Raw genomic sequence first — 23,286 nt, 5'->3', positions numbered from 1 at the left:
TGTGATGCCGTAACTCCCTGCCTACGATTCCTGGCGTGAAACCCATGAAATCCCCCTTCATCTTGCTGGCGGTGCTGCTCACCGCAGCACCCGCCCTGGCCCAGTCCGCCGCGCCGACCACCGGCGTGCGGCGGCTGCCGGGCGACGTCGAGAAGCCGAGCCCGCCGCCGGCGCCGGCCTCCGCACCGTCCGTGCAGGGAAGTTCGCCCTCTCCTTCCGCGGCGACACCGCCGCCCCCCGGCCCGGCCGTGGCAGCCAATCCGCTCAACGCGGCGGAGACGACGGCCTTCACCGCCGCCCTCAAGGCGATCGAAGACAATCGTTGGGCCGATGCCCAGGCCGCGGTCGCGAATTTCCGCAATACCCTGCTCGAGCGTTACATCGCCTGGAGCATCCTGCGCGCGGCGCCGCGGACCGAGGCGAGCTTCGCCGCGACCTGGCGCTTCCTGCGCGAGCAACCCGACTGGCCCGAGCCCGAAGTGCTGCGGCGCCAGGCCGAGGAGCGGATCGGACCTGAGACGCCGGCCTCCGAGGTCGTCCGCTACTTCACGGCCTTCCCGCCCCTCACCAGCACCGGCCATATGCGCCGGCTTGAGGCGGCTTCGACAGCGGCGCCCAATGAGGTCGCCCGGCTCGCCCGCGACACCTGGCAGAACGCCACGCTGCGCAATTCCGACGAGAACGATTTCCTCAATCGCTACGCCCAGCTCCTGACCGGCCCCGACCAAGTCGCCCGCTTCGACCGCATCATGCGCGAAGGTCGCCATCAGGTCGCACGAGATCTCGTGCCGAAGCTGCCGCCGGACTACCAGCCCGTCGCCAATGCCCGCCTCGCCATGGCGACCCGTGCCGCCGACGCGGCCACGCTCCTGCGCGCCGTCCCGCCGGCACGCCTCGCCGAGCCCACGCTGCGCTTGGAGCGCATGCAGTGGATTCGCAAGACGGGCACGCTCGATGAAGCCAAGGCGGCGCTCACGGGCCCGATTCCCAACCAGACCGATGCCTGGTGGAGCGAGCGCAACCTCGTGGTGCGGGCGCTGCTCGACGCCGATCGTCCGGCCGACGCCTACACCGTCGCCACCGGTCACGGACTCACCAAGGGCGTGTCGTTCGCCGAAGCGGAATTCCTCGCGGGCTGGATCGCGCTGCGCCAGCTCAAGAAACCGGCCGTTGCGCTGAAGCATTTCTCCACGCTCTACGACGGCGTCTCGACCGACATCTCCAAGAGCCGCGGCGCCTATTGGCTCGCCCGCACCTACGAGGCCGCCAAGCAGACCAAGGATGCTACCGACTGGTATGCGCGTGCCGCCGGCTACGGCCAGACCTTCTACGGCCAGCTCGCGGCCAAGAAGCTGCAGGGCGTGGAGCCTAAGTTCCCGGTCGATCCGGTGCCTACCGCCGGCGACAAGCAGGCGCTGGCAGGGCGCGAACTGGCGACGATGGCGCGCTATCTCGGACAGGCCGGCGACTATGACCGCGCCCGCCCCTTCCTGTTGCGCCTCGCGCGTTCGATCACGACGCCGGGCGAAGTGGCGCTGCTGGCGCAGCTCTCCCTGGAGCTGAAGCGCCCCGATGTCGGCCTCACCGTGGCCCGCCGCGGGGCGGAGAATGGCGTGGTCCTGTTCGATGCGGCCTTCCCGATGGTCGATCTCGGCGCCACCGGGTCGATCGAGCGCGCGCTCGCCCTGGCGCTGGCCAAGCAGGAGAGCTCGTTCAACGCCGGCGCCGTCTCCACGTCGGGCGCGCTCGGCCTGATGCAGCTCCTGCCCGGTACGGCGCGCGACGTGGCGGGCCGGGCGAAAGTGCCGTTCATCCAGGACAAGCTGACGCGCGATCCCGCCTATAACGTCCAGCTGGGCAGCCAGTATCTCGCCGAGATGCTGCAGCGTTTCGGCGGCTCCTACGAGCTGGCCCTGGCGGCCTACAATGCCGGCCCCAACCGGGTCGCGCGCTGGATCGAGGCGGGCGGCGACCCGCGCACCGCCAAGATCGACATGGTCGACTGGATCGAGATGATCCCGTTCCGCGAGACCCGCAACTACGTCCAGCGCATCATGGAAGGCCTCGCCGTCTACCGCAGCCGCCTCGCCGGCCCGTTCCAGACCGTGCCGCCGGCCGTGGGCCGCTCGTAGCTCGCGCCGAAACGTCCGGCGCGGCGCGGCGTTGATCGGCATCAAGGCTGCCGTGTCGCTGCGGCCGCATCGTGCTCAAATGCCAAGAGGTACGCCATGACCGATGCCCTGCTCCTCGCCTGTCCCCGCTGCAGCACCCTGAACCGCTTTCCACGCGAGAAGCTGGCGGCGGGCAACAAGGGCAAGTGCGGCCAGTGCGGCGCGCCGCTGTTCGACGGTCATCCCGTCGCGCTCAATGCCGGCAGCTTCGAAGCCCATGCCGCCAAGAGCGAGCTGCCGGTCCTGGTCGACTTCTGGGCGCCCTGGTGCGGCCCCTGCAAGGCCATGGCACCGCAGTTCGAGCGCGCGGCCGCCCGCCTCGAACCCGCCGTCCGCCTGGCCAAGATCAACACCGACGACGAGCAGGAACTCGCGCAACGCTTCGGCATCCAGGGGATTCCGACCATGATCCTGTTCCACCACGGCAAGCCGATCGCCCGCCAGTCCGGCGCCATGGACGCGAGCGCCATCGAGCGCTGGACGCGCGACGCACTGGCTCTGTCGTAAGCCCTAGCCGGCGATCCGCTGCAGGGTCGCCGCCGGCAGCGGTCCCTTGTTCACCGCGGCGATCGCTTCCTCGAGGTGCTGCGAGGTCGAGTACCCGACCAGCATCGTCGACACGTTGGGATGCGAGATCACGAAGCGCTCGCCGAGTTCCGTGAGGCTCTCGGCTACACCTTCTTTCACGAGGGGCTCCAGTTGCCGGGCACGCGCTACGTCGCCCGCGAAGTCGGGGGCCGAGCCGATCGGCGGGACCTGTTGCTGAGCGAGCGGATGGCGGTCCATCGTACCGGAGAGCGCGCCGCCCGCCAGCGCGCGGATGACGATCGTGCCCATGCCGGCGGCCTCGGCCCGGTCGAGCAGGCGGCCATAGTCGAGGCCGGGCGCCCCCTTGGGCATCGGCCCGCCGGCGCTGGGGTTCAATGCGTTATAAACGACCTGCACCGTGTCGAAGAGCTTCGAGTCGACGGCTTTCAGGAGTGCGGCGGGTTCGCCCACGCCGCTGAAGCCGATGAAGCGGGTCTTGCCCTGCTTCCTCAGCCTCTCCAGCGCCGGCACCACCTCGTTCAGGGCGATCTCGACGTCGAGATTGTCCCCGCCGTCCCTGGCCGTCAGAGGATTATGGAGCTGCAGCAGGTCGACATGGTCGCGGCCCATCCGCTTGAGGCTTTCCTCGAGGGACCGGGTGACCAGACCTGCGACGTCGGCGCGATCGGCGGCGGTCAGGCGGAACTTGGTGCCGACCACGACGTCGGCCTTCAGCGCCTTCAGGACACGGCCAAGGTTCTTCTCGGATTCGCCGTCGCCATATTTCGCAGCCGTGTCGAAATAGTTGATTCCGGCCTCGATCGCACGCGCCACGGCGCGTTCCTGATCCTGCGCAGCGCCCTTCGTGAACAGCCCGCCGACTGCGCCGGCACCGTAACCCAGCACCGAAACCTCGAGCCCGGTCCGGCCGAGCCTGCGCTTCTGCATACTTTCCTCCCTGCCATTCGGCCGGCTCGCGCAACGGCTGTTGCGCCGTCAGGCCTGCTCGATCCGAACTTGGCCTGTTTCGTTGTCCACGACGACGCGGCTGTCATAGTAGGTGACGATCGGCCGGGCGCCGAAGGCGGCTTCCACGCGCGCCTCCCATTCCGGCGTATACCAGGCGCGGGCTGCCGCTTCCGAGGCCCACAGATAGACACCGCCGCCGCCCGCCTCGCCGTTCAGATAGTACTTCTTGAGGAGGCCCTTCGCGCCGAGCGCCGTGTAGGTCGGCGCCGATCTGGTGGCAGCCTCGACGGCAACGTCCGGTGGACGCTTCGTCATGGGGATTTGAACGATGGCGACGAACATGCTTGTTAGCCTACGGTCTAGCCCGCTCTGGAGCAATTGAATGGCCGTTCCCCTGCCTGGCATCGAGATGTGCGTCTTCGACGCCTATGGCACGCTGTTCGACTTCAATTCGGCAGTGTCGCGCCATCGCAAGGCGATCGGGCCTTCAGCCCATGCGCTGTCGGACCTGTGGCGAACCAAGCAGATCCAATACACATGGCTGCGCAATGCCATGGGCACCTACGCCCCTTTCTGGCAGGTGACGGGCGAGGCGCTCGACCACTGCCTGACCGCCCATCGCATCGCCGATCCCGCCGTGCGCGAGCGGTTGATGGGGGCCTATCTGGCCCTCGCTCCCTTTCCCGAGGCGCCGGGCATGCTGGCCTGCCTCTCGCGAGCCGGCATGCGCACGGCGATCCTGTCCAACGGCAATCCCGGTATGCTCGACCCGATGGTCACGGCATCGGGCCTCGCCAACCACTTCGAGGCGGTGCTGAGCGTCGACGAGGCCGCCGTCTTCAAGCCGGACCCGCGCGTCTATCGCCTCGTCGAGGCGCGCTGCGGCGTGACGCCGGACAAAGTGTGTTTTCTCTCGTCGAACTGCTGGGACGCGCATGGCGCTGCACAGTTCGGCTTCCGCACCGTCTGGGTGAACCGCACCGGCGCGCCCAACGACAACCTGCCCGGCAGGCTCTCGGCCCAAATCCGCGACCTGTCCGAGCTCCCCGACCTGATTGGTGTTCCTCGATGAGTTCGCTTCCGACTTTTGCAGACGTACAGGCCGCGGCCCGCCGACTAGAGGGCGTCACGATCCGCACGCCGCTGCTCGAGAACGAGAGGGTCAACCGGCAGCTCGGCGGCCGGCTGTTCCTGAAGGCCGAGTGCCTGCAGCGCACCGGCTCCTTCAAGCTGCGCGGCGCCTACAATTTCCTCGCGTCGATGAGCGAGGCCGATCGCGCCAGGGGCGTGGTCGGCTGGTCGTCGGGCAATCACGCGCAGGGGCTGGCCGAGGCGGCACGGCTGCTGGGCACGAAGGCCACCATCGTGATGCCGGCCGATGCGCCGGCCCTCAAGGTCGCCAACACGCGGGCAAGCGGCGCGGAGGTGGTCCTCTACGACCGCATCAAGGACAGCCGGGAAGAAATCGGCCAGGGCATCGCGGCGAAGACCGGCGCCACCATCGTGCCGCCCTACGACCATCCCTGGATCCTGACCGGACAGGGCACGGCCGGTCTCGAGATCGCCGAGCAGGCGAAGGCCCTGGGCGTCACCCTCGACGCCGTGGCGGCGCCCTGCTCGGGCGGCGGACTGGCGACCGGCGTGGCGCTGGGGGTCAAGGGCGTCAGCCCGGCGACGTACGTGCATGCCGGCGAGCCCGCCGGCTTCGACGATCTCGCTCGGTCGCTCGCATCGGGCACCAAGCAGAAGAACGAAAAGCTCTCCGGATCGATCTGCGACGCGCTGCTGGCGCCGACGCCCGGCGACGTGACGTTCCCACTGGCGCAGCAGCTCCTCGGTCCCGGGCTCGTCGTCACGGATGAGGAAGTGCTCGACGCCATGGAAGTGGCCTTTCGCGAGTTCAAACTGGTGGTCGAGCCAGGCGGCGCCGTGGCGTTCGCAGCGGCGCTCACCGGCAAGCTGCCGGTGAAGGGCCGGGCCGTGGCCGTCGTCTGCTCGGGCGGCAATGTCGACCATGCCACCTTCAAGCGCGCGCTCGACCGGGCGGACCGCATCGCCGCATGACGATGTCGCGGCGCAACCGACGCGAATGGCGGATCATCCTCTGGATCAGCCTGGCCAGCGCCGTGATCAGCGCCTACTTCGGCCAGGCGGTGGCCCCGAGCGAGCCCGTTCTGCGTGGGGTGCTGCAGGGCACCCTCACCTCGTTGCTGATCGCCACACCGATCGTGTTCTTCGAGGTGCGACGCGCCCGCATCAACTCGCTCGGCTGGATGCGGCGACTGCCGCTCGCCGGCTATTTCATCGTCAAGGTCGTGTTCTATTGCGTCGTCATCGTCGCCGGCCTGATCCTCGCGCGCCTGCTGATGTCGATCGGAACCCGGCACTTCGTGATTTTCGATTCGATCTTCCGGAACTCCGTATTCTTCGCCATTGCCATGTCGGTGGTCGGCAACCTCATCATCGAGACGGGCCGCCTGCTGGGGTTCGGCACCCTGAAGAACCTGCTGCTGGGGCGCTATGCCCGGCCTCGAAACGAGCAGAAGGCGTTCCTGTTGATCGACATGAAGGATTCGACCGGGCTTGCGGAGAAGCTGGGCGCGATCCGGTTCCACGAACTGCTCAACGCCTTCTTCCGCGACGTCGCCGACGCCGCGATGGAATGCGATGCGGAGATCCACAAGTACGTCGGCGACGAGGTGATCCTCACCTGGCCCGCCGGCCCCGCGCTCAAGGAGGGCGACTGTCTCGCCTGCCCGTTCCTCGCCCGCCAGAACATTGCCCGCAATGCCACGCACTATCGCGACCGGTTCGGCGCGGTCCCCGGATTCCGGGCGGCGCTGCATTGCGGGGAGATCGTCGCCGGCGAAATCGGAGATGTCCGCCGTGAGATCGCCTATGTCGGCGATACGCTGAACGTGGCGGCGCGCCTGCTCGACGCCTCGAAGGGTCTCGGGCGCGACGTGCTCGTCTCCGCCGAATTGCTGGGGCTGGCCCGGCTTCCGTCAGACCTCCAGGCCGAGCCGCTGCCGACCCTGTCGATCCGCGGCCGCGACGCGCCGCTGGAGATCGCCGCGCTATCGCTGCGCGTCGGCCAGGATCAGGTCTGAGGCTTTCTCGCCGATCATCATGCAGGCCGCATTGGTACTGCCCGATACCAGCGTCGGCATCACCGAGGCGTCCGCGATGCGAAGGCCCGCGATCCCATGCACCCGAAGCTGAGGATCGACGACCGCCCCAGGGTCGCGCCCCATCCGGCAGGTGCCGACCGGATGGAAGGCCGACTGGCCCTCCTGTCGGGCGAAGGCGAGGAAGTCCTCGTCGTTCCACACTTCGACTCCCGGCAAAACCTCTTCGGTGACGATGCGCCCGAGAGCGGGACTGCGTGCGAGGAGACGGGTGAACCGGGCGGCCGCGACGACGGCCCGCCGGTCGCCGTCGGTCGACAGATAATTGGCCACGATCGCCGGCGGCACATCTGCCTCGCTTGACGTGATGCGGACATGGCCGCGGCTTTCGGGCCGTGACTGGTTCGCCAGGATCGTGAAGCCCGAAAAACGATGCAGCCTTCTCTCCGTGCTGTCGAATGACCACGGAAGGAAATGCAACTGGGTGTCGGGCTCCGCCGATTGCGGCAGCACGCGCACGAAGGCGCCGGCAAAGGCCGGCGTCGCGATGAGCGGGCCGCTGCGCCCGAGAGCATAGACGAGCGCGGCGCTGAGACGGCGGTGAATGACGTGAAAGTCGTCATTCAGCGACAGCTGCCACCAGGTCCGATAGGTCGAGCGGACGCAGTAATGATCCTGCAGGTTGTCGCCCACGCCCGGGAGATCGCAGACGACGGGGATGCCGAGCGATGACAGGTGCGCCCCGTCCCCGATGCCCGAAAGCTGCAGCAGTTGCGGCGAGCCGACGGCGCCGGCGCTCAGGATCACCTCACGGCGCGCCCGCACGACCCGGCTGATTCCCCCCAGACGGTAGGCCACGCCGACGGCGCGGCCCCCCTCGACCACAACGCGCTCGGCCAGGGCGCGGGTGAGAATCCGACAATTCGCTCGGCGGCGTGCCTGCGCAATATAGGCGCGACCCGTCGAATTGCGCCGGCCGTCGCTCGCTGTCGCATGGTAGTAGCCCGCGCCCTCCTGCTGGGCGCCGTTGAAGTCGGATGTCGTCCTGAGGCCGATCTCGGTGCAGGCTTCCAGGAAGGAGTCGCCCAGCTCGTTGTGATATTCGCTCTGCGTGATCTTGACCGGACCATTGTCGCCACGCAGCTCCGTCCCACCATCGGCGAAGGCTTCCAGGCGGCGGAAGTACGGCAGGCAATCTTCGAAGGACCATCCCTCGTTGCCCAGCCGATGCCAGCCATCATAGTCCGACGCCAGCCCGCGGACATAGACCGTGCCGCCGATCGCACTCGAGCCGCCCATGACCTTGCCGCGCGGCCAATAGATGCGGCGGCCGCCGAGATACCCCTCAGGCTCCGTCGAAGACTTCCAGTTTACGGCGGGATCCCGCACCGTCACGGCGAAGCCCGCCGGGATCGAGAGCCACGGGCTCCTCGCCTCGGGGCCAGCCTCGAGCAGCAGCACGGAATGGCGCCCCGTTGCCGTCAGACGGTCAATGAGGGGGCCGCCAGCAGATCCCGCCCCTACGACGACGTAGTCGAACTCATCCATTCCTCTGCTTGCTAGGCGACTTCAGCCACGCGAGCAAGCTGCCAAGGATGCCCTTCGGAAGGAAGATGATGAAGACCACCAGCAGCACGCCGTAGAGCAGATTGTCCCAGCCCACCGCCTTGGTTCCGAAGCCGATGCGCAGGACTTCGGCCAACATGATGGTGATGATGGCGCCGATCGTCGGTCCGAGCGCCACGTATATTCCGCCCACGACCGCTGCGAACACCATTTGGAGGGACACGGCAATTCCGCTCACCGTGTCGGGAGCGATGAACATCTGATACTGGCCATAGAGGGCGCCCGCCATCGCCGTCATGACGGCGCTGATCACGGTGATGCGCAGCTTCTCGGCGGTCACGTTGACGCCCGCCGCCGCCGCCGCGTCCTCGTCTTCCGAGATCGCCTCCATCGCGTAGCGGCTCATGCTGTGATCGATCCAGTACCAGACCGCCAGGCCCCCTGCCCACACGCCGAGCGCGATCAGGTACCACACGACCTTGTCGTCAAACTGCAACGCGAGGAGATGGCTGCCCTTGGTGCGCTCCGGTGTGTAACCCAGCGAACCGCCGGTATAGTCGCGGGTCGCAATGATGATCTGCAGGACGATGCCCGACAGCGCGAGCGTCACCAGCGCGAAATAATGGCCGGTGATGCGGAAGCGGAAACACGGGTAGGCCACGACCATCGCCAGCGCCCCGGCGCACAGCATGGCCGCCGGAATGCCGATCCACGGCGAGACGCCGAGATGGTTCCACAGCAACGCCGTCACGTAGGCGCCGACACCCATGAAACCGCCATGGCCCAGCGACACCAGCCCGAAACGCCCCATCATCGACCAGGATGTGTAGGCGAACGACCAGATGAGGATCAGCACCAGGATGTGCAGATGGTAGGGGTCGCGATAGACGAAGGGCAGCGCGACCAGCGCCGCCAGACCCAGGCCCCAGGCGAGCTGCTTGTTCATGAGCGCTTCGCCAGCAGCCCGGCGGGCCGGATGAACATCATGACGATGAAGAAGGCGAAGGCCAGCACATAGCCCCATTCGAGGTCGGCGAAGAGACCGCCGAGCGAGATGATCTCGGCGAACAGGAAGGCGGCCACGAAGCCACCGACGAAGTTGCCGAGCCCGCCCAGCACGCAGATCAGGAAGGTGATCGGTCCGAAGGACAGGCCGACAAAGGGGTGAACGTCGTACTGCAGCACCAGCAGGCAGGCCGCCAGGCCCGCCAGTCCGCCGCCGAGCGCCGACGTGACCAGGTAGATCTTCTTCGTGTCGACGCCCATCAAGGCCATGATCTGGCGATCCTGGGCGATCGCCCGGATGGCCGTGCCGGTGTAGGTGCGCGTCATGAAGAGATAGACCGCGACCATGCCGACCAGCGCGGCGATGAAGGCGAGAAGCCGGGCGTAGCTGAAATGCATCTCGCCCAGCGCCAGGACCGGCAGGCGGATGCCGAGATTGCGGAAGTCGATGCCGAAAGCCACCGTGGCGAAGCTCTGCAGCACAAACAGGACGCCGCCCGTGGCAAGCAACTGGTTGATCGGCGGCGCCCCCAGCAGCGGCTCGATCACCAGGAAGTGCAGGGCCGCCCCCAGGGCCGCCACCAGCAGGATGCAGATCGGCGCGGCGACCCAGTAGGGCAGTCCGTACACGGAGAACATATAGTACATGCCGTACATGCCGATCATCACCAGCTCGGCGTAGCAGATCCACGTGACGTCGATGACGCCGAAGATCAGGTTCAGGCCGAGCGCCAGCAACGCCAGCACGCCGCCCAGCAGGATGCCGTTAACCAGCGCCTCGAGCAGGTAGATGTCGAAAATTTCCATCATCGCTTCACCTACACACCGAGATACGCCTGCCGGATGGAATCGTCGGCCAGCAGATCGGCCGACGCGCCGGAGGCCCGGATCGAACCGGCCTCCAGCAGGTAGGCGCGATCGACGACCTGCAGCACCTGCTGCACGTTCTGCTCGACGATCAGCACCGTGAGGCCGCCGGCCCGGATGCGCTTCACCAGTTCGAACACCTGCTGGACCACGACGGGCGCCAGCCCCGCCGACGGTTCGTCTAGCAGCAGCAGCTTGGGATCGCTCATCAGGGCGCGCCCGATGGCGCACATCTGCTGCTCGCCGCCCGACATGGTCCCGGCGAGCTGGTTGCGACGTTCCTTCATGCGCGGGAACAGGTCGAAGACGAAGTCCATGCGCTCGCGGTAGCGCGCCCGCGCCTCGGGCATGAAGGCGCCCATGCGCAGATTGTCCTCGACGCTGAGCCGCGGGAACAGCCGCCGGTTCTCCGGCACGTGCGCGATGCCGAGACTGACGATCCGATGCGCCGCAGTCGTCAGCACATCGGTGCCCTGCATGCTGATCGAGCCCTTGGTCGGGCGGATCAGGCCGGAGATCACGCGCATCAGCGTCGTCTTGCCGGCGCCGTTGGGACCGATGACCCCCACGGCCTCGCCGGCCTTGACGTCTAGGTCGACGCCGAACAGCGCCTGAAACCTGCCGTAGCCGGCGTCGATCGATCTGAGTTCAAGCATGCTCTCGGCCCCGTCAGCGCTTGGCCGGGCTGCCGCCCGCGGCAGCGGCGGCGGCAGCCGTCGCCTGCGTGGCATGCGCATCAGTGCCGAGATAGACCTCGATCACGCGGGGATCGTGCGACACCGCGCTCGGCAGGCCCTCCGAGATCTTCTCGCCATGATCCAGCACCATGACGCGGTCCACGACCTTCATCAGCACGCCCATGATGTGCTCGACCCAGATGATGGTGATGCCCAGTTCGGTGCGGATCTTGCGCAGCATGTCGGCGGCCTGGTCCATCTCGGTCTCGTCGAGACCGCCCAGGCTCTCGTCGGCCAGCAGCAGCTTCGGCCCCGTCGCGATCGCCTTGGCGAGTTCCAGCTTCTTGAGGCCCGCCGCCCCCAGCCCGTCGACGCTGGCGCCCCGGTCGGTCGGCAGGCCGACCATGTCGAGCGCGCGCTCGGCGGCCTCCTCGGCCCTGGCCAGGCTGTGACTGCCCTGGCCGTAATAGCCCGCCAGCGCCACGTTCTCGAAGATGGTGAGCCGGCGGAACGGCCGCGGGATCTGGAAGGTGCGCCCGACGCCGCTGTTGATGATGCGATGCGGCGGCAGGCCAGCGATCTCCTTCCCGTCGAACCGGATCGATCCGGCGGTCGGCGGGAACGTGCCCGACAGCATGTTGAAGATCGTGCTCTTGCCCGAACCGTTGGGACCGATCAGGCCGAGAATCTCGCCCTGATCGACCTTGAACGATACGTTGTTCACGGCCGTGAAGCCGCCGAAACGCTTTACCAGACCCTCGACGACCAGCACGGCACGCCCTCGTTCGTTGCGGCCGCGGCCTACTGGTTGCTGAAGCCCGAGGTCTTGGGCAGCGGCAGCACCGGCTCACGCTGCTGCTGGCTCTTCGGCCACACCACGTACGACTTGTCGTCGACATACTGGATGATGACCGGGAAAGAGCGCTCGTTCTGCCCGGCGATCGGCGAACCCTCGCCCGCGAACTTCACGCCGAAGCCCAGCATCGTGCCGCCTTCCGGCAGGTCGACGTCGAGAGCGGCCTTGCGCAGCGCCTCGGGATCGACACCGCCGTATTTCTTGATCGCGCGCGGCAGGACTTCGGTGAAGAACACGTAGGTATTGGAGGCCGCGATGCCGACATGCGCCGAGCGGATCGCGACGCCGGGCTTCACCTTGTCGAACTCCTCGCCGACCATCTTGATCACCGGCGGCAGCTTCGGATCGAGCGTCGCCTGGTTGGCCAGCCAGATCGAGATCGGGTCGATGTTGAACACGTAGTTCACATCGCTGCCCATGCCGTCCTTGAGCTTCTCGTAGACGCCGTAGCCCGCGCCATGGCCGACCAGCGCGCCGAACTTGAGGCCCTGCTCGCGCGCCTGTCGGGCGAACAGCGTGATGTCGGGGTTGTAGCCAGTGTGGAAGATGACGTCGGGACGAGCACGCTTCAGCTTGGTCACCAGCGACGACAAGTCGGGCGCGGTCGCCGAATAGCCTTCCTTCATGACGACGTTGAAGCCGGCCTTCTTGGAGCCCGCCTCGTTGCCCTTGGCGACGTCGACACCGTACGAGCCATCCTCGTGGATGATGGCCACGCGCATGTCCTTCGGCTCCTTGCCGAACTTCGCCTTGGCGTTCTTCTCGATCATGTCGGCGGCCATGAGGCCGAACTGCTGGCCGCTCGCCTGCGGACGGAAGACGTACTTCAGGTTCTTGTTCTCGACCACGCCCGTCGAGATGCAGGTCGTGATCCACATGAAGCTCTTGAGTTGCTCGACGCGCGCCGCCACAGGCACGCACTGCGCCGAGGAGAAGAAGCCGAGCACGAGGTTCACCTTCTCCTGCTCGATCAGGCGCACCGCCTCGTTGATCGCGACGTCGGGCTTGCTTTGCGCGTCGGCGTAGATCGCCTCGATCTTGTAGCCCTCGACCCCACCCTGCTTGATGAAGTTGTCGATCATGATCTTGGCGCCGGTGTAGTTCAGCTCCGAGCCGCCACCGGCCAGCGGGCCGGTCAGATCGTAGATGACGCCGATCTTGATTTTCTTTTCCTGGGCCTGGGCGGAAACCGCCATGCCCAGCGCCGTGACGGCAGCAACCGCCCCACCCAAAAAGCGCACAGCCCTACGCATGAGCATGAACTCCTCCCATATACTTTTAATATTTCTTGTCCCCATCACAGGGAACGCGGGAGGTTCTGTCAAGCGTTTCGCGCTACCGGCCCTCCCCCGGCGTGAGGATCTCGAACATCATTCCCGCCGGCGGGTCCATCATCGCAAACAGCGCGCCGAGCTTCGGGATTTCTCCCTGCAGTTGCAGGGCCCCGCTCGCCAGCGCGTCGGGAATGGTGAGCTTGCGCATCACGATCGCGTCCATCGTGGCGCGAGTCGTCGTGACGGAGACATCGGCATTCGCCGCCGTGTCACCCATGCGGTGCGTGAGCGTGCTGTGCTTCAAGGTGAGCACCAGCGTCTCGTCGCGATCGGTGAAGCGCCAGTTGACGACCAGCGACTGTCCGGCCGCCTTCTTCGCATCGAGGCGGATCGCCAGCAGGTCGAAGAAGACGTCGCTGGTGAGGCCGGCGATGGTGTCGGCGCCCATGCCGGGACGCACCGGCATCTGGAAGACGCCGTGGCGAAGTTCCTGCGCGCCGTAGAGGAAGGCGTTGCGCCAGGTGGCCGACTCCGCCTGGTAGCCCATCTGCTCCAGCGCATCGGCACAGAGGGCGCGGGCTTCCTCGTTGCCCGGCTCGGCGTAGACGACCTCCTTCATCACCTGCGCCACCCAGCGATACTCGCCCCTGGCGAAGTCCTTGCGCGCCCGTTCGATCACGGCAGCGGCACCGCCCATATACTCGACGAACTTGGCGGCGGCTGGCGCCGGCGGCAGCGGATGCAGGTTGCAGGGATTGCCGTCGTACCAGGAGAGATAACGCTGATAGACGGCCTTCACATTGTGACTGACCGATCCGTAGTAGCCGCGTACGGCCCAGCGTTCGGCGAGGCCCGCCGGCAGGTCGATCACCTCGGCGATCTCGGCCGGGCGCCAACCTCGATTCATGTAGCGCAGCGTCTGGTCGTGAATGTGCTTGTAGAGGTCGCGCTGCGCCTCGAGATAGTCGATGATCTTCGCGTTGTCCCAGGTCGGCCAGTGATGCTGGCCGATCAGCACCTTCGTCTTCGGTCCGTACATCGCGATGGCGTCGCCGATATACTTGGCCCAGATGCGCGGATCGCGCGCCACGGCGCCGCGCAACGGGATGAAGTTGTGCAACAGAGGACAGGCATTCTCCGCCATGTTGAGCACGCCGAGCTGCGGATAGAACATGTGCATCTCGGCCGGCGCCTCGGTCTCCGGCGCGAGCTGGAAGACGATCTCGATACCGTCGATCGTGTGCGTCTCGACCGCTTTGGCGATCGACTGCGTCGGCGCGATCAGGCCGGGCGTGCCGCGCGCGACGCTCTTGCCGAGGCCGGCATCGACCTGGCCGCGGGCCCCGCGCGGCAGCATCGTGCCGAACTGAAATTGCGCACGCCGGGCCATCGGCGGCCCCGCCAGCACGTTCTCGCCCGATACCGCCTCCATGAAGCCGGCCGGCGCGATCACCCGGACCTTGCCCGCCTTGACGTCGGCCTCGTCGATCACGCCGCGCACGCCGCCGTAATGGTCGACATGGCTGTGGGTGTAGATCACGGCGACCACCGGCTTGTGCGGCCGATGCGCATAATAGAGCTCGAGCGCGGCGCGCGAGACTTCGGCCGTGGTCAGCGGATCGATCAGGATCAGCCCGCTGTCACCCTCGATCACCGTCATGTTGGCGATGTCGAAGCCGCGCAGCTGGTAGAGCCGGTCGGTGACCTTGAACAACCCGTTGGCAAGGTTGAGTCGCGCCATACGCCACAGACTTGGATTGACCGTGTCGGGCGCCAGCTCGCCGTCGATGAAGGCGTATTCGCCCAGGTTCCAGAGCACCGTGCCACCGCCGGTGCGCACGATCCCCTCGGGCACGGTCGCAACCAGACCGCGCTTCGCAGCCTCGAAGTCGTCCGTGTCGGCGAACGGCAGATGCGCCGCCATCGCCGCATTGGCGGCCTTGGTTGCGGGTTCGGCGTCGCGTGCGGCGTCGAGATGGGAGGATGGAACCGGAACTGCCGACGCGGACGCCATGACTGCTAACCCTCGACCTTGATGTTGTTTTCCTTGACGACCTTGGTCCAGCGTTCGGTCTCGAACTTGACCCGGTCGAGATAGGCCTGCGGCGTGCTGCCCGTCGTGAAGAAGCCGAGTTCGGCGAACCGCTTCTTGACCGCCGGATCCTTCAGCGTCTCGAGACAGAGCGCATTGAGCTTCTCGACGATCGGTGCAGGCAGCCCGGCCGGACCCACCAGCCCGAAGAAGGCGGCGCTCTCCAGATCCTTCATGCCGAGTTCGGCTACGGTCGGGACGTCGGGACAGACCGTCGAGCGCTCGGGTGAGGCGACGGCGATGCCGGTGAGTCGGCCGGCCGCCACGTGCGTGCCCGTCGGCAGCACGACGTCGATCATGATCGGCAGGTGGCCGCCCATGACGTCGCGCAGCGCATCGGCCGCACCCTTGTAGCTGACGCTCTCGAGATTGAGCTTGTTGCGGGTGCGGAACAGCTCGCCCCACAGGTGCGGCTGGTTGCCCATGCCCGACGTGGCGTAGCGCACGCGCTGCGGCTGCTTGTTCACCCATTCGGCGAATTCGGCGTAGTTCTTCGCCGGCAACGCCTTGCCGTCGATCGCCAGGAGATCGGGGATGTCGACCAGGGTCGAGATCATCTGGAAATCCTTGAGCGGATCGAACGGCTGCTTCAGCCCCAGGGCGACGTTGGTCGCCATCGTGGCGGCCCCCAGCAGCAGCGTGTTGCCGTCGGGCCTGGCCTTGGCCACCACATCCATGCCGATGATGGTGTTGCCGCCGCCCTTGTTCTCGACGATCACCTGCTGGCCGAGCATGCCCGACAGTTTCTCGGCGACGATGCGGGCGGCCGTGTCGGTCGAACCGCCGGCCACATAAGGCACCACCAGCCGGATCGGCTGGCTGGGCCAGGCCTGGGCCCGCACCGACGAGGCTCCGACGATCGTCCAGCCCGCGGCACCCGCCAGCACACCACGTCTCTTGAGCATGATCCTACCCTCGCTGTTTTCGTTTGCAGGCAGGATCGCAAACGCGCGACGGCCGCGCAATGCGCGCGGCCGCCGTTTGCAGGGAGGCGATGCTACTCGGCGGGCTTCGGCGCCGCCGAAGCGGCATGCACGTCGCTTTCGCTGGGCAGCATCGACAGGGCAAGGAACGAGCAGAAAGCCACGCCGGCCAGAACCGAAAGCAGCACGGGAAAGCCCGCATCCTTCACCGCCGGGCCGATCAGCGCCACGACGAAGGAACTCACGCCGAAGCCGATCGCCAGGCGGACCCCGGTGACGCGGCTGCGCATGCGGTCGTCGATGTAGCGCACGATCATGGCGTCGGTGAACGGAATGGCGCCGAACACCAGCAGCATGAAGGCGATGGCCGTGAAGAACAGCGCCCAGCCCTCGACCTGCGAGGCGATCAGGAACAGCGGCACCTGCAGCAGCACGATCGGCAGGTAGATATTCTTCAGCGGATACCGGTCGATCATCTTGCCGACCACGAGCTGGGCGAGCGAAGCCAGCGCGAAGATGACGAACAGCATCGTCGCCAGCATGGCCGGATCCTGCGCAATGGCCTTGGCGCGGTTGGCCAGCAGCTCGCCGTTTCCGTTGGTCGTGAAGTTGAAGATGATGCTGCCGGTCACGGCCGTGAAGGTCATGATCCCGAAAACGCGCGCCATCACCGACGGCGGCAGGTCGAGCATCTTGGCCTTGCGTTTGGCCGGCGCCTCTTCCTCGCGCGGCACAAGGACCACGAAGGCGACGGCGCAGATCAGGCAGATGACGCCGGGGATGATGAACGCCGCCTGCCAGCCGAAGCGCTGGGCGATGTAGACGGAGAGGCCTGCCGCGATGGCGATGCCCATGTTGCCCGCCAGGCCGTTCACGCCGATCGTGAAGCCGGGGTTCTTGGCCTTCTGCACCAGCATCGGGATGCCGACCGGGTGATAGATCGAGGCGAAGGCGCCCATCAGCGTCAGCGCCGCGCCGATCTGCCACTTGTTGGTGCAGAGCGCGATGATCAGCGCGGAGACCCCCATGCCCACGAAGAAGATCACCATCATGATCCAGCGGCCCCAATGGTCGCCGAGGCGGCCGCTCACGATCGAGCCGGCGCCGAACATGAAGAGCGCGCCATAGTTGAACGGCGTGAGCTCGGTCCATTCGACGCCCCACACCCCGGCGATCACGCCCCAGGAATAGGCAAAGACCACCAGGATCCAGTGATCCATGGCATGGCCGATGTTGAGCAGGAGAGAAGTCGGACTGCTGTGGCTCATCTTGTTGTTCCTCCAGGAACGCCGAGACTAGACTTGGTCCGCCTGTCTGGCTTGCGCTATATTGCCAATTAATGTCGCGAAAACGCCAAGCCGCTCTGCGTTCGACCAACCCCGAGGATTACCAGCACGTCCCGCGGGCGGTCGCGGCCATGCCCAAGGACTTTCCGGACGGTTTCGAAATCGCGCCGCACCGTCATCGCCGCGCCCAGCTCATCTATGCGACCGCCGGCACGATGCGCATCTCCACGGAGGAAGCCGTCTGGGTGGTCCCGCCCCAGCGCGCGCTTTGGATGCTGCCCGGCGTTCACCATTCGATCGTGATGTCGGGCGATGTGACGATGCGTACGCTCTATCTGCGCCAGGATGCAGCGGCTGGCATGCCGGACGTGTGCCGCGTCCTGCACATATCTCCCCTGCTGCGCGAACTGATCGTGCGCGCGACCGAAATGCCGATGGACTATGACGAGCGCGGCGCCGCGGGCCATGTCGTGGCGCTGATCCTCGACGAGTTGCACCGCGAACCGTCCTTGCCGCTGCACCTTCCGATGCCGCGCGACAAGCGGCTGCATCGCCTCTGCTCGGCCCTCCTCGCCCATCCCGGCGATCAGCGCACCCTGGAGGAGTGGGCGGGCTGGGCGAATGCGAGCCCGCGGACGCTGGCCCGCCTGTTCATGACGGAGACCGGTTTGACCTTCGGCGCCTGGCGCCAGCAAGCCCGCGTGCTCGAGGCGATGGGCCGTCTGGGCGGCGGCCAGGCCGTGACCGAGGTCGCCCTCGAGCTAGGCTATGAAAGCGTCAGCGCCTTCAGCGCCATGTTCCGGCGCGCCTCGGGGGCTTCCCCCAGCGCCTATCGCCCTTCCCGCTAAGACCCTCCGGCGCGTGCGGGATTTACCGCACGATTGCAAATGGTTAGCGCTTGACGCTGGATGGTAATAATCACCCAATGCGCCCCCCGTTTAGGGTAATCTAAACCGTCGTTTACCAGTTTCTTGAGTCTGCGCTCCCGCCGCCGCCTGGAGTTTATGTTGAAGCCGACTGACATCGCCAATCCCGACTACTTTCATAAAGTCGTCGATTGCCAATGGGCCTGTCCTGCCCATACCCCCGTCCCCGAGTACATCAGGCTGATCGCGCACGGACGTTACTCCGATGCGTACATGATCAACTGGAAGTCCAACGTCTTCCCGGGAATCCTGGGTCGGACCTGCGACCGTCCCTGCGAGCCCGCCTGCCGGCGCAGCCGCGTCGAGGACGAGACGCTGGTGAAGGGCAAGAAGGAGCCGGTCGCGATCTGCCGCCTGAAGCGCGTCGCCGCCGACTACAAGGACGACGACGACATCGACTCCAAGATGCCCAAGGCGGCGGAGAAGAACGGCAGGCGGATCGCATGCATCGGCGGCGGCCCCTCCTCCCTCACCGTTGCGCGCGATCTTGCGGTGCTGGGCTACGAGATCGTCATTTACGACCAGGATCCCAAGCTCGGCGGCTTCATCCGCACGCAGATCCCGCACTTCCGTCTGCCTGAGTCGGTGATCGACGAGGAAGTCGGCTACATCACCGGCATCGGCAACATCGAGTTCCGCCACCAGAGGGTCGACTCCCTGAAGGCGGTGCTGGCCGAGGGCTACGACGCGGTGTTCGTGGGCTCGGGCGCGCCGCGCGGCCGCGATCTCGACGTGCCCGGCCGCAAGGAAGCCGCCGCCAGCATCCATATCGGCCTCGACTGGCTGTCGTCGGTCTCGTTCGGCCACATCGACAAGGTCGGCAAGCGCGTGATCGTGCTGGGCGGCGGCAACACCGCGATGGATTGCTGCCGCACCGCCCGCCGCCTCGGCGGCGAGGACGTGAAGGTCATCGTCCGCTCCGGCTTCGACGAGATGAAGGCGTCGCCGTGGGAGAAGGAAGACGCGATCGGCGAGGACATTCCCATCCTCAACATGCTCGTCCCGAAGGAAGTCCGTCACGAGGGCGGCAAGATCAAGGGCGTGGTGTTCGAGAAGGTGGTCGCGAAGTACGACGACAAGGGTCGCCGCTCGCTGGTCCCGTCGGGCGAGCCCGACGAGTTCCACGAATGCGACGACGTGCTGGTCGCGATCGGCCAGGAGAACGCCTTCCCGTGGATCGAGAAGGACGCCGGCATCGAGTTCGACAAGTGGGGCCTGCCCCAGCTCAACGAGAAGACATTCGCCAGCACGCATCCGAAGGTGTTCTTCGGCGGCGACGCGGCGTTCGGGCCGAAGAACATCATCTGGGCGGCGGCGCACGGCCACGAGGCGGCGACCTCCATCCACAAGATGCTGATCGGCGAGAACCCCGAGGAGCGCCCGGCGCCCGGCGTCAACGTCGCCAGCCAGAAGATGGGCATCCACGAGTGGAGCTACGACAACGCCCCCACCATCGACCATCGCCTGAAGGTCCCGCATCGCCCCAAGAAGGAGGCGCTGAAGGACATCATGGCCGAGGTCGAGCTGGGCTTCGATCCGCAGCTCGCCTTCAAAGAAGCGCAGCGCTGCCTCAACTGCGACGTCCAGACGGTGTTCACCGGCCAGCTCTGCATCGAATGCGACGCCTGCGTCGACATCTGCCCGATGGACTGCATCACCTTCACCGAGAACGGTGAGGAAAAGGAACTTCGCACGCACCTCACGGCGCCGGCGATGAACCCGACACAGGACCTCTACATCGCCGACGGCCTCAAGACCCAGCGGGTCATGGTCAAGGACGAGGATGTCTGCCTGCACTGCGGCCTGTGCGCCGAACGCTGCCCGACCGGCGCATGGGACATGCGCAAGTATTACATCGAAATGACACACGCGGAGCACGCATGCCGCAAGCAATAGCCGCCGTTAACGATTTCGTCGTCAAGTTCGCGAACGTCAACGGATCTGGATCGGCCTCGGCCAACGAACTCTTCGCCCGGTCGATCCTGCGCATGGGTGTGCCCGTCAGCCCGCGCAACATCTTCCCCTCGAACATCCAGGGCCTGCCGACCTGGTACGAGGTGCGCGTCACCGAGAAGGGTTATCTCGGACGGCGCGGCGGCGTCGACATGATGGTCGCGATGAACCCGCAGACCTGGGCCGAGGACGTGAAGGAGATTACGCCCGGCGGCTACCTGTTCTACGATTCGACCAAGCCCATGCCGTCGTCGATGTTCCGCGAGGACATCAACGTGATCGGCGTGCCGCTGACGGCGATCACCAACGCCACCTACTCCGACGCCCGCCAGCGCCAGCTGTTCAAGAACATCATCTATGTCGGCGCGCTCTCGGTGCTGCTCGACATCGACGAGAAGCAGATCCAGCGGCTGTTCAGCGAACAGTTCAAGGGCAAGGAAAAGCTGATCGATTCCAACGTGAAGGCGATGAACCTCGGCCGCGACTGGGTGAAGCAGCATGTCGACCCCGACCTGGTGAAGCTCAAGGTGCGCCATGCCGACAATGTCGGCGACCGCATCTTCGTCGAGGGCAACAGCGCAGCCGCGCTGGGCGCCGTCTATGGCGGCGCCACGGTCTGCGCCTGGTATCCGATCACACCCTCCTCGTCACTGGCCGAGGCGTTCCAGAGCCATTGCAAGAAGTTCCGGCACGACAAGGAGACCGGCAAGGCCAAGTACGCGATCGTGCAGGCCGAGGACGAGCTGGCCTCGATCGGCATGGTGATCGGCGCCGCCTGGAACGGCGCGCGCTCCTTCACCGCCACGTCCGGCCCCGGCATCTCGCTGATGACCGAGTTCATCGGCCTCGCCTATTTCGCCGAAGTCCCGGCGGTGCTGGTGAACGTGCAGCGCGGCGGGCCCTCGACCGGCATGCCGACGCGCACGCAGCAGTCGGACCTGCTGGGCTGCGCCTACGCCTCGAACGGCGACACCAAGCACGTGCTGCTGTTCCCCGAGGATCCGCGCGAGTGCTTCGAGTTCACCGCCGACGCGCTCGACCTCGCCGACCGGCTGCAGACCCCGGTGTTCGTCATGACCGATCTCGACATCGGCATGAACCACCGGCTGTGCAAGCCGTTCGCCTGGGACGAGACCCGCGTCCTCGACCGCGGCAAGGTGATGACCGCCGAGGACCTCGAGGCCGGCAAGACCTTCGGCCGCTACCTCGACGTCGACGGCGACGGCATCCCGTTCCGCACCTATCCCGGCACGCACCCGACCAAGGGCTCCTACTTCACGCGCGGCACGACCAAGGACGAGTTCGCGCGCTACTCGGAGGAAGGCCCCGTCTATGTGCGCAACATGGAGCGGCTGCAGAAGAAGTGGGAGACCGCGAAGAAGATCGCGCCGCAGCCGCTGCGCTATTCCTCGCCCAAGCCGACGCGCTTCGGCGTGATCTACTTCGGCTCGACGAGCCCCGCGATGGACGAGGCGCTCGACCATCTCGAGGCCGAGGGCCATCACGTCAACGCGCTGCGCGTTCGCTCCTTCCCCTTTGCGCAGAGTGTCGAGGATTTCATCCACGAGCACGATCGCGTCTTCGTCGTCGAGCAGAACCGCGACGCGCAGCTGCGCACCATGCTGCTCAGCGAATACACGCTCGACGCGCGCAAGATCGTGCCCGTCCTGCATTATGACGGCACGCCGATCACGGCGCGCTTCATCGCGACCGACATCGCCACCAAGCTCGGTCAGTTCAAGGTTGTCTCGTTCGACAAGGCCGCGTCATGACCTACATCGCCAAGCCCCGTCTCCATCACCCCTCGCTGGTCAAGAACAAGGCGGGCTTCACGCGCCGCGACTACGAGGGCGCCGTCTCGACGCTGTGCGCCGGCTGCGGCCACGATTCGATCAGCGCCGCGATCATCCAGGCCTGCTACGAACTCGACATCCTGCCGCACCAGGTCGCCAAGCTCTCGGGCATCGGCTGCTCGTCCAAGGCGCCGACCTACTTCGTGGGCGCCAGCCACGGCTTCAACACCGTGCACGGCCGCATGCCGTCGGTGATGACCGGCGCCAACCTGGCCAACCGCGACCTGATCTACATGGGCGTGTCGGGCGACGGCGATTCCGCCTCGATCGGCCTGGGCCAGTTCGCCCACGTCATGCGGCGCGGCGTGAACATGACCTACATCGTCATGAACAACGGCGTGTACGGCCTCACCAAGGGCCAGTTCTCCGCCACCGCCGACAAGGGCTCGATCAGCAAGAAGGGCGTGTCGAACCCCGATTCCTCGATCGACATGGTGTCGCTGGCCATCCTGATGGGCGCCACTTTCGTCGGCCGCTCCTTCTCGGGCGACAAGCACCAGCTCGTGCCGCTGATCAAGGCGGCGATGGACCACAAGGGCGCGGCCTTCCTCGACGTCATCAGCCCCTGCGTTGCCTTCAACAACCATGCGGGCTCGACCAAGAGCTACGACTATGTGCGCGAGCACAACGAGGCGCTGAACCGCATCGACTTCATCGAGACCCGCGAGGAGATCACCACCTCCTACGATCCCGGCACCACGAAGATCGTGCAGCAGCATGACGGCTCGGTCCTGCGCCTGCGCAAGCTCGGCGAAGACTACGATCCGTCCGACAAGGTCGCGGCCGTGAAGCGCGTCCAGGAAGGCCTGCATGCCGGCGAGGTCGTGACCGGCCTGCTCTATGTCGATCCGACCCCGAGCGACCTGCACGCCAACCTCAACACGGTCGACGTGCCGCTGAACACGCTGAACGCCCCGGAGCTTTGCCCCGGCACCTCGGCGCTCGACAAGATCAACGCGAGCCTGCGCTGATCCGCTGGCTGGTCGCCCTGCTTGCCGCCCTCGTCGGCGCCTGCGTCGGCGCCGGCCTGATGGCGATCGGCCTTGCGATCCTTTTCACCGCGATCTGGGGCTCGTTCGAGGGCTCTGCGGCAATGGGCGGCGTGAGTGTCGGACTGCCGCTCGGTGGTCTGCTGGGCTTCGGAATTGCGGCTTGGCTGGTCCTCCATTTCTGGAAGCCCTCGCCCGCCCTTCCACCGCAAGCCTGACGAGC

At 66.5% G+C, this 23,286-nt stretch carries 21 protein-coding genes; 10 read left to right on the top strand and 11 right to left on the bottom strand.

Features of this window, described 5'->3' with window-relative positions:
• The first annotated feature begins 44 nt into the window (after positions 1 to 44).
• Positions 45 to 2,132 (top strand): lytic transglycosylase domain-containing protein, encoded by a 2,088-nt coding sequence (locus ACQY78_RS26245; protein WP_428680828.1) that lies wholly within the window; start codon positions 45 to 47, stop codon positions 2,130 to 2,132.
• Between the two features lie 96 nt (positions 2,133 to 2,228).
• Positions 2,229 to 2,678 (top strand): thioredoxin TrxC, encoded by a 450-nt coding sequence (trxC, locus tag ACQY78_RS26240; protein WP_428680825.1) that lies wholly within the window; start codon positions 2,229 to 2,231, stop codon positions 2,676 to 2,678.
• A gap of 3 nt (positions 2,679 to 2,681) precedes the next feature.
• Here trxC and ACQY78_RS26235 read toward each other — a convergent pair whose 3' ends face one another.
• Positions 2,682 to 3,647 (bottom strand): aldo/keto reductase, encoded by a 966-nt coding sequence (locus tag ACQY78_RS26235; RefSeq protein ID WP_428680822.1) that lies wholly within the window; start codon positions 3,645 to 3,647, stop codon positions 2,682 to 2,684.
• Positions 3,648 to 3,695: 48 nt separating this feature from the next.
• On the bottom strand, positions 3,696 to 4,010 hold the full coding sequence (locus ACQY78_RS26230) for a monooxygenase (protein ID WP_428680819.1): 315 nt from the start codon (positions 4,008 to 4,010) through the stop codon (positions 3,696 to 3,698).
• 40 nt (positions 4,011 to 4,050) lie between these two features.
• On the opposite strand from ACQY78_RS26230, the gene ACQY78_RS26225 reads away from it, so the two are divergent.
• Genes ACQY78_RS26225 through ACQY78_RS26215 form a run of 3 tightly spaced genes read left to right on the top strand, consistent with a single transcriptional unit; the run spans position 4,051 to position 6,778 of the window.
• Positions 4,051 to 4,740 carry a haloacid dehalogenase type II gene (locus ACQY78_RS26225; RefSeq protein WP_428680816.1) on the top strand — a complete coding sequence of 230 codons (690 nt, stop codon included), beginning with the start codon at positions 4,051 to 4,053 and terminating at the stop codon, positions 4,738 to 4,740.
• A complete protein-coding gene (locus ACQY78_RS26220) occupies positions 4,737 to 5,732 on the top strand; it encodes a threonine ammonia-lyase (RefSeq protein WP_428680813.1) in 996 nt (331 codons plus the stop codon). The genes ACQY78_RS26225 and ACQY78_RS26220 overlap by 4 nt, the downstream gene beginning before the upstream one ends.
• Complete coding sequence (locus ACQY78_RS26215) at positions 5,729 to 6,778, top strand: adenylate/guanylate cyclase domain-containing protein (RefSeq protein WP_428680810.1); 1,050 nt, start codon at positions 5,729 to 5,731, stop codon at positions 6,776 to 6,778. The genes ACQY78_RS26220 and ACQY78_RS26215 overlap by 4 nt, the downstream gene beginning before the upstream one ends.
• Here the strand turns inward: ACQY78_RS26215 and ACQY78_RS26210 are convergent.
• The 9 genes from ACQY78_RS26210 to ACQY78_RS26170 all read right to left on the bottom strand — a co-directional run bounded on the left by ACQY78_RS26210 (position 6,746) and on the right by ACQY78_RS26170 (position 17,324).
• A complete protein-coding gene (locus tag ACQY78_RS26210; protein WP_428680807.1) occupies positions 6,746 to 8,344 on the bottom strand; it encodes a GMC family oxidoreductase in 1,599 nt (532 codons plus the stop codon). The genes ACQY78_RS26215 and ACQY78_RS26210 overlap by 33 nt on opposite strands.
• Positions 8,337 to 9,308, bottom strand: a complete 972-nt coding sequence (locus ACQY78_RS26205) for a branched-chain amino acid ABC transporter permease (RefSeq protein WP_428680804.1) — start codon at positions 9,306 to 9,308, stop codon at positions 8,337 to 8,339. The genes ACQY78_RS26210 and ACQY78_RS26205 overlap by 8 nt, the downstream gene beginning before the upstream one ends.
• Entirely contained in the window at positions 9,305 to 10,177 is an 873-nt protein-coding gene (locus ACQY78_RS26200) for a branched-chain amino acid ABC transporter permease (RefSeq protein WP_428680801.1), read from the bottom strand. Before ACQY78_RS26200 ends, ACQY78_RS26205 begins: the two co-directional genes overlap by 4 nt.
• An 8-nt stretch (positions 10,178 to 10,185) precedes the next feature.
• Positions 10,186 to 10,890 carry an ABC transporter ATP-binding protein gene (locus ACQY78_RS26195; RefSeq protein WP_428680798.1) on the bottom strand — a complete coding sequence of 235 codons (705 nt, stop codon included), beginning with the start codon at positions 10,888 to 10,890 and terminating at the stop codon, positions 10,186 to 10,188.
• A gap of 13 nt (positions 10,891 to 10,903) precedes the next feature.
• Entirely contained in the window at positions 10,904 to 11,683 is a 780-nt protein-coding gene (locus ACQY78_RS26190; protein WP_428680795.1) for an ABC transporter ATP-binding protein, read from the bottom strand.
• A gap of 29 nt (positions 11,684 to 11,712) precedes the next feature.
• Complete coding sequence (locus ACQY78_RS26185) at positions 11,713 to 13,026, bottom strand: ABC transporter substrate-binding protein (protein WP_428680792.1); 1,314 nt, start codon at positions 13,024 to 13,026, stop codon at positions 11,713 to 11,715.
• 76 nt (positions 13,027 to 13,102) lie between these two features.
• On the bottom strand, positions 13,103 to 15,055 hold the full coding sequence (locus tag ACQY78_RS26180; protein WP_428680789.1) for an alkyl/aryl-sulfatase: 1,953 nt from the start codon (positions 15,053 to 15,055) through the stop codon (positions 13,103 to 13,105).
• 5 nt (positions 15,056 to 15,060) lie between these two features.
• Entirely contained in the window at positions 15,061 to 16,038 is a 978-nt protein-coding gene (locus tag ACQY78_RS26175) for a Bug family tripartite tricarboxylate transporter substrate binding protein (RefSeq protein ID WP_428680786.1), read from the bottom strand.
• Between the two features lie 92 nt (positions 16,039 to 16,130).
• The gene (locus tag ACQY78_RS26170) at positions 16,131 to 17,324 is read right to left on the bottom strand and encodes an MFS transporter (protein ID WP_298306303.1); all 1,194 of its coding nucleotides are present in this window, start codon (positions 17,322 to 17,324) and stop codon (positions 16,131 to 16,133) included.
• A gap of 149 nt (positions 17,325 to 17,473) precedes the next feature.
• Here ACQY78_RS26170 and ACQY78_RS26165 point away from each other — a divergent pair, with 149 nt between their 5' ends.
• The 5 genes from ACQY78_RS26165 to ACQY78_RS26145 all read left to right on the top strand — a co-directional run bounded on the left by ACQY78_RS26165 (position 17,474) and on the right by ACQY78_RS26145 (position 23,281).
• Entirely contained in the window at positions 17,474 to 18,190 is a 717-nt protein-coding gene (locus tag ACQY78_RS26165) for an AraC family transcriptional regulator (protein WP_428680782.1), read from the top strand.
• Positions 18,191 to 18,349: 159 nt separating this feature from the next.
• A complete protein-coding gene (locus ACQY78_RS26160) occupies positions 18,350 to 20,164 on the top strand; it encodes an FAD-dependent oxidoreductase (protein WP_428686508.1) in 1,815 nt (604 codons plus the stop codon).
• Positions 20,149 to 21,993: a 2-oxoacid:acceptor oxidoreductase subunit alpha gene (locus ACQY78_RS26155; RefSeq protein WP_428680780.1), complete on the top strand. Its 1,845-nt coding sequence runs from the start codon at positions 20,149 to 20,151 to the stop codon at positions 21,991 to 21,993. The genes ACQY78_RS26160 and ACQY78_RS26155 overlap by 16 nt, the downstream gene beginning before the upstream one ends.
• Positions 21,990 to 23,045 carry a 2-oxoacid:ferredoxin oxidoreductase subunit beta gene (locus ACQY78_RS26150; RefSeq protein ID WP_428680777.1) on the top strand — a complete coding sequence of 352 codons (1,056 nt, stop codon included), beginning with the start codon at positions 21,990 to 21,992 and terminating at the stop codon, positions 23,043 to 23,045. The genes ACQY78_RS26155 and ACQY78_RS26150 overlap by 4 nt, the downstream gene beginning before the upstream one ends.
• Entirely contained in the window at positions 22,997 to 23,281 is a 285-nt protein-coding gene (locus ACQY78_RS26145) for a hypothetical protein (RefSeq protein ID WP_428686549.1), read from the top strand. Before ACQY78_RS26150 ends, ACQY78_RS26145 begins: the two co-directional genes overlap by 49 nt.
• The last annotated feature ends 5 nt before the right edge of the window (positions 23,282 to 23,286 follow it).

Origin of the sequence: Reyranella sp. (assembly GCF_965279625.1) — a bacterium.
Taxonomy (GTDB): Bacteria; Pseudomonadota; Alphaproteobacteria; order Reyranellales; family Reyranellaceae; genus Reyranella.
This window is presented reverse-complemented; position numbering and strand designations above follow the sequence as displayed.